Consider the following 13336-nt stretch of genomic DNA (forward strand, 5'->3'; position numbering starts at 1 on the left):
GCTAGATTAGGGGGAAGGGTTACAGCAGGTGTGCGCCGGCTTCGAGCAGGTTGTTGAGTTCTTGGCGCAGACGATCTGCCAGATGCCAAGGCGTCCAATAGCCATCATTCATGGGTACTGCGATAGGCTGCTGTGGACCGTTCCAGCGAAGACCGTAGCGAGGCAGGCCATCGCCGGCTGGTGGTCGCGGTGGTCCTTCAGGCCTCAAGCCATTCAGGCGGATATTCTCGGTGCGCAGTCGCTCAACCTCGGCAGGATCGGCAGCGCTGGCGAAGACCGGCCGAATCTCGCGCATGATCCCGAATTGATTGAAGCGGCCTACCTCATGAGAGTGCAGGGCGCGTTCGGTATCACAGCACTCCCGCCATGGCATCCACTGTGACCCGGGTCTATCAGTCTTGCTGCGGATCTGGTAACCCACCGGCTCGCCCTGGCCCTTCTGGGCTTCCAGCGCCGCCTGATACCCAGCATGGAAGAGGTGGTATTCGTTGATCGTCTGCGGCTCGACGAAGCTGGCGCCATTGCGCTCCAGCTCTTTCTCGTCCAGGCCGCTTGGGTTGATGCTGACGAACAGATCGTGCACATCGATGTAGTCGTGTTCTGTGGGCATGGGATACCTCGCCTGTGGTGTCATAGGGTTTCGAGATAGGCGGCTATGAAGTGCGCCGCCGCTTCAGCATTGATGGCGTTTCCGTAGGCGCGCAGGCGTCCCACTCGGCTGGGAGCCCCATGAGCCAGCGGGGATGTTCCGGGCTCAACTGGCCGCCACTTTCCATCCCTGCAGAAGAGCCAGTCAGCATCTGCCCACAGGCCGTTAACCGGACTGGGTGGTCGTGCATCAGATAGCGCACAGCATCCTTGAGGTTGACCTGATGGCCCTGGGAGCGGCGTGTTTCGGGATCTTGACCATTGCCGCGTAGGCTCTGGGGCGTCCCAGCGTTGGGGGTCGGCCAGCCGCTCAGCACTGCCGCGTGATTCAGCGTTATGTTCGGTGTCTTGAAGTCCTGCGACGGCTTTCTGTTCGAATCGCAGGCCGTTGGGCTTGGCCAGCCCGACAGCAGTGCTGACCCGCCCAGCGTCTGTAATCCGCGCCGTGTCTCGACCTGGTCCTTTGCGTTGGCCGTGGGAGTCGGCCATCCCACCAGGCAGGCCGCTGCCGCCAGGTCCAGACCATGATTGCGCATCGCTTCCATGAGGCCGCCTTCGAAGGTGCGCACCCCTTTTTCGGCCAGTGCTGCCGTGGGCGTGGGCCACCCAGTACGTGCGATCTCGGATGTGCGGAGCACCGACGCCCGCAGACGGGAACGCGACAGCCCCGAAGGCATAAGCCATGGCTTCCACGTCAGCTTGTACAAGGTCGAGCCAAGGATCTGCGTCCTTGCTTGCAACCTGCTCTCCAAAGACGACTGAAGGCTGGCGCTCGCGGATGAGCCAATGGAAGTGCGGCCACAGGTGCCGCTGGTCATCAAACCCAGCGCCCGCGCCTGCCGCGCTGAAAGGTTGGCACGGACAGGAACCGGTCCAAATAGGTCGATCGTCTGGCCAGCCGGCGCGGCGAAGGGCATAGGACCAAACGCCGACGCCGGCGAAGAAGTGGCATTGGGTGTAGGGCTTGAGGTCATCAGGGTGTACGTCCTCGATCGAGCGTTCGTCAACGTCGCCTGGCGCGATGTGGCCAGCGGCAATAAGGTTGCGGAGCCACTGCGCGGCGTATATGTCGATCTCGTTGTAATAGGCAGGCATGGGCGGTCCTCGCCGGGCAGCTTCGGCTAGTGATTGACGGGGTGGTCATAAGGCGTTGTCAAAATCATTCTGGCTGCAGCACGGCTTCTTGCTGAGTGCTAATCTCATTACGCACCACGGAAAACAGTATGTAGGCTGAACATGGAGAATGATTATGGAAGAGTTTTTGAACCAGCTTGATAAAGTTGCTAATAGTGGATTCAGCTATGTTTCGCTGTTCACTGCTTTAACTGTGCCTGATATATGTGGAGCGCTAGAGTCTGACGATGGACTTGCTAAGGGTGATAAATATCGGGCGTGGTTTGATAAGTGGGTTGCTCCCAAATATACGGTTGGTCCAGATCGTAGGCCTTCATTGAGCGGCGCGACTTGTTATGCTTATAGATGTGGGCTCTTACATCAAGGCCGTAGCATGCACAAACAACTAGGTTACTCTAGAATAATGTTTGTGGAGAGAGCGAATGGAAACGTTTTCCATAATAATGTTTTGAATGATGCTCTGAATATTGATATTCCTTTGTTTGTAGAGAGTATTACATCTTCGGCTAGGGATTGGATTAAAACTATGGCCGGGAATGAAGCGTTTGAGAGAAATATCGAACACTTTATGAAACGCCATGCTGGCGGTCTTCCTCCATACATCGTGGGTGTGGACGTAATTTCGTAATAGCGTAGGTCAGCAAAGCTAGGGGCGTCTCGGGACGCTCCTTGTTGATTTACTTAGTGCCGATGCTGCCCAGCGTCAGCTTGGCAGCATCGCTTACCTTGCTCTCAAGCACCTGCTTGAACTCCTGAGCGATCGCCTCGCGCTGCGCCTCCTCACCGATCCAGCGTAGCTTCAGCGCCAGCTGCGAGCCGCTGGTGATGACGGACATGCGCAGGCGGGCAAGGAACATCTCAAACCTGAGTGAGCTGCAATAGATGCTCGCTGCCGGTGGCCAGCCCTGGGTTGATCTCTACGCGCTGCCCGGCCAGCAGACCGGCAATCTGAGCTTCTAGGTCCAGCTCGATCTCTGGATTCCTACGGGCTTTGCCTATTTCTCTACCTGCCAGGTGCTGCTCGATCAGAGCTTTGTCCTGAACTTCAACCGCCACCAGGTCGCGACCGCTTGAGCCGCTCGGTAGGGCGGCGTCCTCTTCGCCGCACGGTACTAGGTCTTGCACCAATGCTTCACGTCCAGGGGCCGCACGCCGAATGCCCTTGCCACGATCGCGCTGAGTTGCCTGTCCCAGGTTGGCCGGCGAGTGATTCGGTATTCCTTGGAGTCGACCTCGCCGACGTCGCTCAGCCGAACATCAACCTCGGTGAGACGGTATTCGCGCATCAGCGCCTGGGCCTGGCGCATCGCGGTTGTGGCTTCGGTTTCGTTGGAGCTCGCTGATAGTGCCAGGCAGCGTTTTATCTTGCGGATTACACGCTCGAGCTTGGCGTCGTCGATTTTTCTATCGGACATGGGTGCTCCGTGCCATGGCGGCGTATTTGATTCTGAAAATATTTGGCTATGCGCTTGCAGGGCGCTACAGTTCAAGTTGCCTTGTATTAGCGGAGGACAAGAGCTATGGATGCTGAATCCATGTTGAAGGCGATTGGTATTATGGTTGCGCTCTCAGGTTGGTTCAAAGTTTATTTGGATCACCTTGCGAATAGGCCCAAGCTATATGGAAAGATTCTGTGTGTTATGAAAGGTACTACTGAAATAAAACAAAAAGAATACACAAGTTTTATGCTCTATCCATATATAACTAACTTGAGAAAAAATGAGGCGTATATACTTGATTACGAGCTTTCTTATAAGGCATCGAGGTTTAGTAAATGGAAAAGATTAGACAGAGGCTATGGCTTGGATAAAGTCAATAATTTCAGAATGTTTACGTCTCAAGGCGAGCCTATCGTATTGAATAGGTTCGGCGAAAAGTTGATTTACAAGAACGGTGCTATAGTCAAGCATGGCACGGCTCTTCATGGATGGATACCGTTCTTTGGAGTTCAAGATCTTTATGAGTTAGACGAATACAAGTTTAAACTAGTCTGTATTGATGCTTTTGGCAGAAGGCATTCTATAATTCGAGGAAAGGAAAGCGAGTTTAATCTGTACCTAGTCATGGAAATTGCAGATATGTCACTCCCTAGTCATATGGGTCCCTGAAAAAATTTTGACAACCCGCTACATCAGCCAATGGTTGTCTCAGAGAGGGCGTGGCCGATCTGGCTTGCGAACGCGCCGCCGTTGAGTTCCTGCAGGAGCTCGGCGGTGTCGGTAGGTTTGGGCATTGCGATATTTCCTGACAGACAAGGCGGCTGGGCGGCAGGTGGCTGTGTTGCTGGCGTCGGCCGAGGCGGGCGCGGTTGAGGACTCGTTTCATTTGGGCTGGCGCCACTTGGGGAAGTGGATGTCGTGCTCGTCGACGAGCCTGGTCAGGCGCTGCTGGCTGATGCCGATCAACTTGGCGACCGCATCGCGGCTGAGGCCAGTGTGGGCGTACACGCGGATCCTCTCGACCAGAGCGTCTTGTGTCTTGGCTCTGACCTGGCGCCTCAGCTCCCGCTCGGCATGCTGCTTGGCGTCGATCCGAAAGCAGAACGAATGCTTTCGGGAGAGCGTCAGCAGCTGTGCGCGGCTGGCGCCTAGGTGGGCGCTGGCTTCGCTGACGGTCATGGTCTTGGCCACTTGGATGGCCCGGCCGAGCAGCTGGGGGCTGTGCTGCGGCTGCACTACCTGCTTGTCCTGCGGCTGCTGGTCTGGGTACCACCGGAAGTTGGGCCGGCGGGATACCGAGGCAGCGCCTCCGCAGTCCTGAATCTGGCCGCCATTGGCGAGGAACTGCTCCGCGCTGGCCTCAAGTTCTGCGCGAACTTTCTCATGCTGTTCTAGGACGCTTTCGCCGATCATTGCCGCCCGACCAGCTTGCACCGGGCAGCTGCCTCCATCGCATCGACGAACACCAAGGCGGTGTTGTATCGGTAGGCCATGCCCATGACGGCGCCGGTACCGAGGTCGACCACTTCCCAAATCTCGCCGCGGCTCATGGCTTGGTAGCGGGGAGCGGTGACCTTGACACGGGCCTGGGCCTCTTGCCGGGCGAGACTGGTGCTGGCCAGCAGCGCCTTGAGCTCTGGAACGCCTTGAGCGAAGGCGCGACTCGTTGCTGTTTGCATGATGTGATCCTCGGTCAGACGTGAAGCTCGAAGGCCTCGGCCTTGCGAACGATTCGAACTTGGGCGGTGCGGCGCTCGGGCACGCGGCGGTCGCGGCGCATGGGGTCGCCCATGTCGATGGCGGCGTGCAGCGCGATGAGGCTGGCCAGCGCGATGCACAGGGGGCTGATGATCTGGCGGCTCATGGCCTTGGTGACGGCCTCGACACGCCGGCTGACCTGCATCTTGAACAGGGCCAGCTTCACGCGGTTGGCGGCGGTACCGGGGGTGGTGCCCATCTGGCGGGCGATCTCTTTCGTGGTGAGGCCTTGGGCGACCCACAGCAGAGCTTCAAGCTCGCGTGGCGCCAGGGCATCGCCGAGCTGGCCAGTCCATGTACCGCAGGTGATCGTTTCCATAATCTGTCTCGGGGGACCGCATTGGTCAGGCGCCAGGGCGGGTGACCAAACCCACGCGCAGCCGGAGGCGCGTGCCTGGCGTCTGCCAATGCAGTCGTATGTGAAGGGAAGGGGACGCGGGGTGCATCGGTGGATCAACTGATGAAGGACTACCCAGCCTCTCATGCTCCTGGCGAAGCTGGTCGAGTCATGAAGCCAGTTGCTCCACCGATGCACCAGTAGCAGGGCATCGGGCAGTTAACGGCAGGCTGCCGTGACGCTGGTTGTTCGGTCAGACGGCGGCCTCAGCTTCAGCCTTGATCCGCTCTTGGACCTCATGGCGGTGCACTGGCACGTCCTCTGGTGCCTCAATACCGATCCGCACTTGGTTGCCTTTGACGGCCAGAACGGTCACTCGGATGTTCTCGTTGATCACGATGGTTTCGCCCGTCTTGCGGGTCAGTATCAGCATGGTCCTACTCCTTGGTTGGTTTCCCGTCTGGCCCGCGTGTGCAGGCCAATCGGTGAAACCTCAGCGACCCGCTGCTGGCGTCGATCGCTGGCTGTTGTTCTGGCTGTAGATACAGGGTTACTCGCCACCCTGGTGGGCATTACTGCTCGCTGCTTCGAGCTGTGCCGGCGGAGCGCCTAATCTCGGCTCCGGCAGGGAGCGCTAACAGCGCAGGACGTTGGCTGCTGGGTCCAGATGCACCAGCGGGTCGTCCTGGCCCGGTCTCCAGAGCCAGGCATGGGCCAGTCCTAACTGGCATGGTCGACGACTTAGCTTGTGCCGACCCAGGTGATGGCCTGGGTGCGTCGAGGTGGTCACGTCTGGTTGTGTAAAGAGCGAGGCGGCTAGCGCCTATAACCTGTGTTATGAAGCAAATCATAATCTATGTTTTCGTCCTGTCAATAACTCAGGTTATAAATCGATCCAAAAAAACCCGCTCAAGGCGGGTTGTGCTTGGAAACGGGGGTTTAAAGCTTCATGAGTGCACGGACTACGACACCTACGATGCGGCAGTCGCCAGCGCACATTTCGGTAGGGTAGGCAGGATTTAAAGGCTTCAGGAATCGCCGCCCACCGTCTTCAACCAGCTTCTTGAAAGTCGCTTCGTTGCTATCGGCCAGCTTGGCAATAACAAGCTTCCCATGCTGTGCGTCAGCCTCAGTGTCCACGAGGATCAGAGTGCCCTCGACGATGCTTTGGCCAACGGGGGAAGTCATCGAGTCCCCTTTGACTTCCAGCCAGAAGGCTGGACCTTTGGCCTCGTATTCGGACATCTCATAACGGTCCGAAAAGCCTGGGGGAAAGGGCTCGACAGCCTCAGCCCAAGCGCCAGCAGCAACCCAGCTGATTACTGGGTAGCGATACGTCATCTCGGGGTTGCGCGCTGGAGCAACGTTTCTGACTCGGCCATGACTTTCGGTTCCAGATGCCAGCCACTCAGCAGTCACGCCGAGAGCCTTGGCGATCTCAAGCAGCTTTTTCGAAGACGAGTTCCGGCCGCTCTCCAGGTGCTGGATGGTCACCTGGCTTACCCCTGCCTTATCAGCGAGCTGCTGCTGGCTCAAACCTAGGGCTTGCCGCTTCGAATGGAGCCGGTCTTTCAGTGCAAGGGTATGTGTATTCATAAGCGCAAGGGTAAAACACGCGTTATCACCCTTCAAATAACATGTGTTTGCGTCTTCTATAACTTGGGTTATCATTCTGACACGATCCATTGAGGCACACAGACATGCCAGAAAAAGAGAGACCTATCGAAGCGGTGGTCCGCTTGGCGGGAGGCCAAGCAGAGCTAGCGCGGCGATGCCAGACGAGTCAGCCGCGGATATGGCAGTGCGTTCACCGGAATCTCCGGGTGCCAGCGGACTTGGTCATTCCACTCGAGCGGGCTGTGCAGGGGCAGGTCACGCGACACCAGTTGAGACCCGACCTATACCCGGCAGACGAGCCTGCCTCACCAACCTGATGAATTCTGACCCATCAAGGGAGGCGCTAACAGATTCCCAATGTGACTGATGATCCATCCAGTACCCCAATCAGCCGCGAATTTAACCAATAGGAGAGGCGATGGAAAAGCTTGGAAAAGCCGCCAAACGATTGTGGTTCGGCGGACAATTTGAGAACGGGGTTATCTACTCTCCGCTAGAGCTACTGCTGCTCGTAGGGTTGAAAGAAGTGCTTCGACGCAGACTTCGACGGGTTCTCCGGTGGTGTGGTTTATCAAGTAGACCGGACCGAGATGCTGGGGATCGAAACTCACTTCGTCTCGGAGGCTTAGCTCTCCCTGCATCAGATCCATCACCAAGTAGCCTGCAGGCGATCTCACGACATAGCGGCCAATGTACAAGTTCGCCGCCGCGATAGTCCCTTTCACCTTCATTTCATGCCTTCCTGGACCTTTTCGTGTGGAGGCAAAAAGCTACCACAGATGAGCTTTACACCTATAGAACCTGAATTACAGGCACAAAAAAACCGCCTGGCAGGGCGGTTTCTTCAACGACGTAACGAGACCAATTATGCACTTATCACTTATCGCAGGCAACACCGCTGCCTGGGCGCTCCCGATGTGGTTTTTTTCATGAGTACGATCATCATGACAGCTTGCTGGCCACTCCAGAGCATGAGCCCTGCACAGAAGGCCGTGCTGATCTCGCTTGCTGACAACGCGAACGACGATGGTGTGTGCTGGCCTTCGGTATCGCGCATCGCTCAGCGCACCTGCCTGTCGGAACGCGCTGTCCGCACAGCTTTGCGCTGGCTTGAGCAGGCCAAAATCCTGACCGCACACCAGCGTTCGGGCCGCTCGACCTGGTACACCGTTAGCCCTTCCAGCTATGACCCCGGCAGCTCCTGCCCCCAGAACCGTAAAGGAACCATCAAGGAACCGTCAGAAGAAGAAAAGGGCATCGGCGACAGCGCCAAGGTGCCGGTCGAAAAGATCATTGGTTTGTTCAACGAGTTGCTGCCGACACTGCCAAGCGTGGTGCTGATCAACAAGGATCGGCGCAGCAAGCTTGCTGCACGATGGGCCGATAGCCCTGTGCACCAAGACCTGGAGTTCTGGCGAGACCTGTTCGGCATGGTCGAGTCGAGTGACTTCCTAATGGGCCGCATCGAAGGTCGCGAAAAGCAGTTCCGTTGCACATTCGACTGGCTGATCGCTCCTACCAACTTCGTGAAAGTGGTGGAGGGCAACTACCATGCGTGAACCCTACAACGCAGACGCCGAACATGGACTGTTGGGAGCCATGCTGCAGCGTCCAGAGCTGATCGATACGCTGTCCGATGACCTGACCCCTGAGTCGTTTTACTTCGTGGAAAACGCCGAGGTGTATCGGGGTATTCTGGAACTCCGGGCTGCTGGAAAGCCTGTGGACTTGCTGACTGTGGCTGATCACGTCGGAATGCTGCACACGGGTGACCTAGCCCTGGGTCATTGCGGCTCGCTGATCGCCAACACGCCCAGTGTTGCCAATGCCGGCGCCTACGCGCGGATCGTTCGAGAGCGCGCCATTGAGCGTGCCCTGTATGACCTGAGCGCTCAAACGCTTGATATCGTCCAAGGCGGCAGTGACATCCAAGCCAAGATTGCAGCTGTCCAAGCGGCAGCTATGGCGATCGACACCGGCGCGGATCAGGATGAAGTGGTTAAAGCTGGCGACCTGATGGCTGAACAGGTCGAGGTGTGGCAAGAGCGCCATGACCGGCATGCGCGCGGCGAGACCTTGATCGGCTTGTCCACCGGCCTGGCGGACTTGGACGAGAAGCTGGGCGGACTGCAGCCTGAGCAACTGATCATCGTCGCAGGGCGGCCTGCCATGGGGAAAACCACCCTGGCCATGGGGTTCGCCATTGAAGCTGCTGTGCGCCAGCGTAAGTCGACCCTTGTGGTCAGCCTTGAAATGAGCAAGGGACAGCTGCTTGACCGGGCGATGGCGTCCGAAGGGCGTATCCCGCTCAACCTGATCAAGAACGGCGCCGCGTGCCAGTCTCACGGGACTGAAATGGGTGTAGCTGCTCACAAGATCCAGCAAGCGAACCTGTTCATCGCCGATCGAGCTGGCGCCACTGTGGGCCGCATCCGCTCCATGGCCCGTCGCCACAAGCTGCGCTATGGCTTGGACCTGCTGGTGGTCGACTACCTGCAGCTGATGGAAGGCGATGGCGGGAACCGCACCGAGGAGGTGAGCAGCATTAGCCGTGGCTGCAAGTTATTGGCGCGCGAGCTGGGCATCCCAGTCGTGCTGCTGAGCCAGTTGTCCCGCAAGTGCGAGGAGCGCCCCAACAAGCGCCCGGTGCCATCCGACCTGCGTGAGTCGGGCGCCATCGAGCAGGACGCCGACGTGATCCTGTTTGTGTACCGGGACGAGGTCTACAACGAGAACACCGAATACAAGGGCATTGCCGAAATCATCATCGGAAAGGGCCGGGACGTGGAAACCGGTACCGTCCGCGCAGCCTTCCTTGGCCAGTACAACCGCTTTGAAAACCTGTCAGCCAGCTGGCAACCGGCCACAGTCGAACGGCCGGCCAAGGTCACCAGTATGGCCTCACGGTACGGCAACAGGGAAAAGCGCCAATGAGTGTCGTTAGGTATCGAACTACGCGTTTCCATGGCGATTGGTTTTCAACATGAGTGCGACAGCAGTTGTAAAGGTGTCCAACACCGAGATCCGGCGACAATCGGCTGTGGACGGCGTGCGAGATTTACGGGATCCACGCCACCCAGGTTTGCGGTTCCGCTTTGATCAAGGCCGAAAGGCCGGTACCTGGTTTCTCGTCGTGCGCGGCAAGTGGAACCGGCTTGCCCGCTTTCCCGAATACGGCGCAGCGGCGATCTTTGCAGAGCTTCCTGCCTTGCGACAGCGTTTGCTGGGTCAGCCTGACGATGCTGTAGCTCTGGAAGGTCTGGTGACCGTAGGCGATCTGCTGCGATGGTTCAGTGAGCGAGTAGGCAATGACGCGTCGCTATCCGACTCTTGGAAGGGCACGGTCAAAACCGTGATCAGCAAGCAGCTATTGCCACGCTTGGATGAACTGCCGATCGCTGCTCTAACTGCGGCTACGCTCGACAAACTGCTGATGTGGCCAGCCCAGGCAAGGTTCTCGACGGCCTACGTTCGGCAGATGTTTCGCGTGCTGAGTCTAGCTGTCGGTAAAGCGCGAGAGCTGGGGCTGATTGCCGCGAACCCAATGGCTGAGATGCGGTTCACCCACTTCATCAAGACCAAGATCCTGCCGAAGGATGGCCGGCTGCGCGCAGACCATCTGCATGAGGTAGTACCCGCGTTGGCTGCGCTATTTGAGCAGAGGCCTGCCGAGGCCATGCTGGTGCTGCTGATGATCTGTCACGGTACTCGCCTGGGCGAGTCTCGCCAGGCGCAATGGGCAGACTTCTCGCTGAGCCATGCGGAGTGGGTCATTCCCGCAGTGCGCACCAAAACGCGGTCCGAACACCGCCTGCCGCTGACTTCCCGAGTATCGGCGCTTCTACGACGGTACCGGGCCGCGCAAATCACAGCCGGGTACAGCGGGCAGTACCTGTTCCCTGGTCGTAAGGGGCAGCCGCTGAGCGAAAGCCAGGCCTCGGCCATTTTCCGCCGCCTGGCCAGCCGGGCCTGGTCTAGTCATGACTTACGCAAGGTTGCCCGCACGGCATGGCTCGACATGGGTGTCGACGGTTTCATTGGCGAAATGCTGCTGAATCACTCACTGGGGAAGGTTGCTGATACCTACATCAAGACCAAGGCAAATGGCCTACGCAGGGACGCCCTAGAGCAGTGGCATGAATGGCTTGACGGGATCGGCTTCGCAGCCATTCACAAGTTGACAGACATGCAATCCGCAATTTCTCACAACGGGCCGCAAGCCAAGCCACGCAAGGCGCGCAGCCCCATCGACGAATTTATTACAGGGGAGAATGCACAACGTGAAAAAGAGCACCAACCGTGGCTTTGAGCAGCCCCGCTTGGACCTGATCAAGTGCCCGACATGCAAGGGCAGGGCAGTGGTAGAAGGCGTGTTTTTTGAGCTGGCATGCACGGATTGCAACGGGTCAGGTTGGGTTGTTGAAGGTTCTAGGTTGGTGCTTTCACTGGAGCACCTAGTGACCCAGCTCAGCTTCAAGTTGCAAGCGGCAGAGCAAGAAATAAAACAGATGAAAAGGCCTAGCGTGATGCAAGGGCCGGAGCAGCATTACCAAGGTTCCAACCGACGCGGCGCGGGCGGATCCAACTTCACTGGGGATTGAGCGGCACATGAAAAAACGAACCTACACGGACAAGCCCCTGGGTGATACCGAGTACATGCTTGAGCAATGGGGGTGGTGGCGCATGGATGGGATGGGGGTACCGCGTTATATCTCTCCGCTGTTCGCGTTGATGCGTGATCACGTTCCATCGGAGGGCGGACTGAAACAGTACGTCATCACCGATGATCTGGCATTGGCGGTAGACGGCGCTCTTGCCCGCCTGACCAAACGCGATCAGCAAATGGGCGACTTCCTTTGGCTCTACTTCGGGGCAAAATGGCCTGCTCTCCGTGTGGCCCGAGAAAGCAAAATAAGCGAAGCCAAAGCACGCGAGCTGATCAAGGCTGGAGTCGCCTGGATTGACTGCGCGCTGGAGCAAGTGAGAGAGGCAGCTTAAAAAGTTCTTTCCGCGCGGATAAAGACCTGTTTCTATAGCAGCGTGTCCAGCTTGCAACGCAATGTGACACTGACGAACCCCGGCCAATGAGTCGGGGTTTTTCGTTTCTGCGCCTCGGCACTTGCCGGGGCGTTTTACTTTGCACTCCCGATTCGGGAGGAATCGAGATGCAGACCATGCCCCCCGAAAAGGATCCGACCTTCTGGGTCATGCTTGTGGCCGCCTTGCGTGACCACGGCATGCCCGCCGCTTTGGCCACCATCCTCAGTTACCTGCGAATCCTCTACGACGACAAAGAACCCCGTTGGGATCGCCGCCTGCTCGAGGCTGCGCTGGGTGGTGTGCTGGTCTTCATGGTAGGCATCGGCGCGGAAAAGTTCGGTATGACCGGCGGCTACGCCTATGCAGTCGCTGGCTTTGTTGGTGTGCTTGGCGTTGAGCAGGTCCGCCAGTTGGGTCGCCAATGGGCCAGCCGCAAGGTTGATTCGCAATGATTGCCCGGCCGCTTCTGGCTGTTGTCGTCGCCTTTGTCGCGTTTGCGCTGCAGGGTCATATGAGTTCCTACGAATCGATCACCTCTCTGGCTGCCTCTTCCTACAGCGAGGACTGCAATGATCAGTTCAACCATTCTTAACGTCTGACTTGTTCAGGAGCCAGCCATGATCGACTTCAAGCTGGACATCGACCGCGTCCCACTGGCCCGCGAACTCTCGGACATCCAGAAGCGGCAGATCCCGTTCGCACAGATCCTCGCCCAGACCCGGCTGGCCCAGCAGATCAAGGCCGGCATGCTGGAAGTGATGAAGCAGCGCATCGATCGGCCCACGCCGACTACGATGCGCAGTTTGTACGTCCAGGCGGCCACCAAGGCCCGCCCGGCCAAGGTCTATTTCAAGGACGCTTGGACCTCGGGCATTCCTGCTGACACCTACCTGCAGCAGGCCGTCCAGGGTGGGCAGCGGCCCCATAAGCGGTTTGAGAAGTCGCTGATCGCCAAGGGGCTGATGAAGTCCGGGCAGTACGCGGTACCGGTCAACGACCTGCTCAACCAGTACGGCAACGTCTCGCGCGGCACCATGACTCGCATCCTATCGGGCCTGGGTGCGGCTGAGTCGGCAAGTGGCTTCCAGGCCAATGCCACCGGCAGCAAGCGCAGCCAACGCAAGGGCAATGCCAAGCGCTACTTCACTGGCACGGTCAACGGTGAGCAGGGTGTGTGGGAAAGCAAGAAGACAGCCTTTGGTGATGCAGCCAAGCCGGTCTTTCTGTTCACTGACGGCGCGCCGCGATACCGCGTGATCTTCCCGTTCTTCAAGATCGCCTCGAACATCGCCAAGGCTCACGGCCCGACCATCCTCGAGCGTGCACTGCGCGACGCCATCCTGACCGCTCGGGCCTGACCATT

General features: G+C 58.2%; 20 protein-coding genes. 10 read left to right on the plus strand and 10 right to left on the minus strand.

Annotation, left to right across the window (positions count from 1 at the left end):
* Window positions 1-19: 19 nt before the first annotated feature.
* Together G7Z99_RS02625 and G7Z99_RS19785 are read right to left on the minus strand one after the other, a co-directional pair.
* On the minus strand, window positions 20-610 hold the full coding sequence (locus G7Z99_RS02625) for a hypothetical protein (protein WP_181091755.1): 591 nt from the start codon (window positions 608-610) through the stop codon (window positions 20-22).
* Window positions 611-630: 20 nt separating this feature from the next.
* Window positions 631-1743 (minus strand): DNA cytosine methyltransferase, encoded by a 1113-nt coding sequence (locus G7Z99_RS19785; RefSeq protein WP_181091757.1) that lies wholly within the window; start codon window positions 1741-1743, stop codon window positions 631-633.
* Window positions 1744-1897: 154 nt separating this feature from the next.
* Here G7Z99_RS19785 and G7Z99_RS02635 point away from each other — a divergent pair, with 154 nt between their 5' ends.
* A complete protein-coding gene (locus G7Z99_RS02635; RefSeq protein WP_181091759.1) occupies window positions 1898-2410 on the plus strand; it encodes a hypothetical protein in 513 nt (170 codons plus the stop codon).
* A 49-nt stretch (window positions 2411-2459) separates the two neighbouring features.
* Here the strand turns inward: G7Z99_RS02635 and G7Z99_RS02640 are convergent, their stop codons facing one another.
* Genes G7Z99_RS02640 through G7Z99_RS20075 form a run of 3 tightly spaced genes read right to left on the minus strand, consistent with a single transcriptional unit; the run spans window position 2460 to window position 3197 of the window.
* Complete coding sequence (locus G7Z99_RS02640) at window positions 2460-2639, minus strand: DUF2303 family protein (protein WP_181091761.1); 180 nt, start codon at window positions 2637-2639, stop codon at window positions 2460-2462.
* A gap of 1 nt (window position 2640) precedes the next feature.
* Window positions 2641-2907, minus strand: a complete 267-nt coding sequence (locus tag G7Z99_RS20070) for a hypothetical protein (RefSeq protein WP_375139128.1) — start codon at window positions 2905-2907, stop codon at window positions 2641-2643.
* Window positions 2895-3197 carry a DUF2786 domain-containing protein gene (locus G7Z99_RS20075; RefSeq protein WP_375139129.1) on the minus strand — a complete coding sequence of 101 codons (303 nt, stop codon included), beginning with the start codon at window positions 3195-3197 and terminating at the stop codon, window positions 2895-2897. Before G7Z99_RS20075 ends, G7Z99_RS20070 begins: the two co-directional genes overlap by 13 nt.
* Window positions 3198-3302: 105 nt before the next feature.
* Here G7Z99_RS20075 and G7Z99_RS02650 point away from each other — a divergent pair, with 105 nt between their 5' ends.
* A complete protein-coding gene (locus tag G7Z99_RS02650; RefSeq protein ID WP_181091763.1) occupies window positions 3303-3890 on the plus strand; it encodes a hypothetical protein in 588 nt (195 codons plus the stop codon).
* Window positions 3891-4103: 213 nt separating this feature from the next.
* Here G7Z99_RS02650 and G7Z99_RS02655 read toward each other — a convergent pair whose 3' ends face one another.
* The 5 genes from G7Z99_RS02655 to G7Z99_RS02675 all read right to left on the minus strand — a co-directional run bounded on the left by G7Z99_RS02655 (window position 4104) and on the right by G7Z99_RS02675 (window position 6987).
* Window positions 4104-4634 carry a hypothetical protein gene (locus tag G7Z99_RS02655; protein ID WP_181091765.1) on the minus strand — a complete coding sequence of 177 codons (531 nt, stop codon included), beginning with the start codon at window positions 4632-4634 and terminating at the stop codon, window positions 4104-4106.
* The gene (locus tag G7Z99_RS02660) at window positions 4631-4900 is read right to left on the minus strand and encodes a hypothetical protein (RefSeq protein ID WP_181091767.1); all 270 of its coding nucleotides are present in this window, start codon (window positions 4898-4900) and stop codon (window positions 4631-4633) included. Before G7Z99_RS02660 ends, G7Z99_RS02655 begins: the two co-directional genes overlap by 4 nt.
* 14 nt (window positions 4901-4914) lie before the next feature.
* Window positions 4915-5298, minus strand: a complete 384-nt coding sequence (locus tag G7Z99_RS02665; protein WP_181091769.1) for a response regulator transcription factor — start codon at window positions 5296-5298, stop codon at window positions 4915-4917.
* Window positions 5299-5569: 271 nt separating this feature from the next.
* The gene (gene csrA, locus G7Z99_RS02670; protein WP_060394309.1) at window positions 5570-5749 is read right to left on the minus strand and encodes a carbon storage regulator CsrA; all 180 of its coding nucleotides are present in this window, start codon (window positions 5747-5749) and stop codon (window positions 5570-5572) included.
* Window positions 5750-6255: 506 nt separating this feature from the next.
* The gene (locus G7Z99_RS02675) at window positions 6256-6987 is read right to left on the minus strand and encodes a LexA family protein (protein WP_181091771.1); all 732 of its coding nucleotides are present in this window, start codon (window positions 6985-6987) and stop codon (window positions 6256-6258) included.
* Between the two features lie 29 nt (window positions 6988-7016).
* On the opposite strand from G7Z99_RS02675, the gene G7Z99_RS02680 reads away from it, so the two are divergent.
* The 8 genes from G7Z99_RS02680 to G7Z99_RS02710 all read left to right on the plus strand — a co-directional run bounded on the left by G7Z99_RS02680 (window position 7017) and on the right by G7Z99_RS02710 (window position 13331).
* A complete protein-coding gene (locus G7Z99_RS02680; RefSeq protein ID WP_181091773.1) occupies window positions 7017-7250 on the plus strand; it encodes a transcriptional regulator in 234 nt (77 codons plus the stop codon).
* A 612-nt stretch (window positions 7251-7862) separates the two neighbouring features.
* Window positions 7863-8492, plus strand: coding sequence for a helix-turn-helix domain-containing protein (locus tag G7Z99_RS02685; protein ID WP_258196925.1), 630 nt, complete (start codon window positions 7863-7865; stop codon window positions 8490-8492).
* Window positions 8485-9867 carry a replicative DNA helicase gene (gene dnaB, locus G7Z99_RS02690; protein ID WP_181091776.1) on the plus strand — a complete coding sequence of 461 codons (1383 nt, stop codon included), beginning with the start codon at window positions 8485-8487 and terminating at the stop codon, window positions 9865-9867. Before G7Z99_RS02685 ends, dnaB begins: the two co-directional genes overlap by 8 nt.
* A gap of 49 nt (window positions 9868-9916) precedes the next feature.
* Window positions 9917-11242 carry a tyrosine-type recombinase/integrase gene (locus G7Z99_RS02695; RefSeq protein ID WP_181091778.1) on the plus strand — a complete coding sequence of 442 codons (1326 nt, stop codon included), beginning with the start codon at window positions 9917-9919 and terminating at the stop codon, window positions 11240-11242.
* Window positions 11214-11534 (plus strand): hypothetical protein, encoded by a 321-nt coding sequence (locus G7Z99_RS19790; protein WP_027915053.1) that lies wholly within the window; start codon window positions 11214-11216, stop codon window positions 11532-11534. The genes G7Z99_RS02695 and G7Z99_RS19790 overlap by 29 nt, the downstream gene beginning before the upstream one ends.
* A 7-nt stretch (window positions 11535-11541) precedes the next feature.
* Entirely contained in the window at window positions 11542-11931 is a 390-nt protein-coding gene (locus G7Z99_RS02700; RefSeq protein WP_181091780.1) for an antiterminator Q family protein, read from the plus strand.
* A gap of 167 nt (window positions 11932-12098) precedes the next feature.
* Window positions 12099-12425: a phage holin, lambda family gene (locus tag G7Z99_RS02705; protein WP_258196926.1), complete on the plus strand. Its 327-nt coding sequence runs from the start codon at window positions 12099-12101 to the stop codon at window positions 12423-12425.
* A gap of 165 nt (window positions 12426-12590) precedes the next feature.
* A complete protein-coding gene (locus tag G7Z99_RS02710; RefSeq protein ID WP_181091782.1) occupies window positions 12591-13331 on the plus strand; it encodes a hypothetical protein in 741 nt (246 codons plus the stop codon).
* The last annotated feature ends 5 nt before the right edge of the window (window positions 13332-13336 follow it).

Origin of the sequence: Pseudomonas entomophila (assembly GCF_013523165.1) — a bacterium.
GTDB lineage: Bacteria > Pseudomonadota > Gammaproteobacteria > Pseudomonadales > Pseudomonadaceae > Aquipseudomonas > Aquipseudomonas entomophila_A.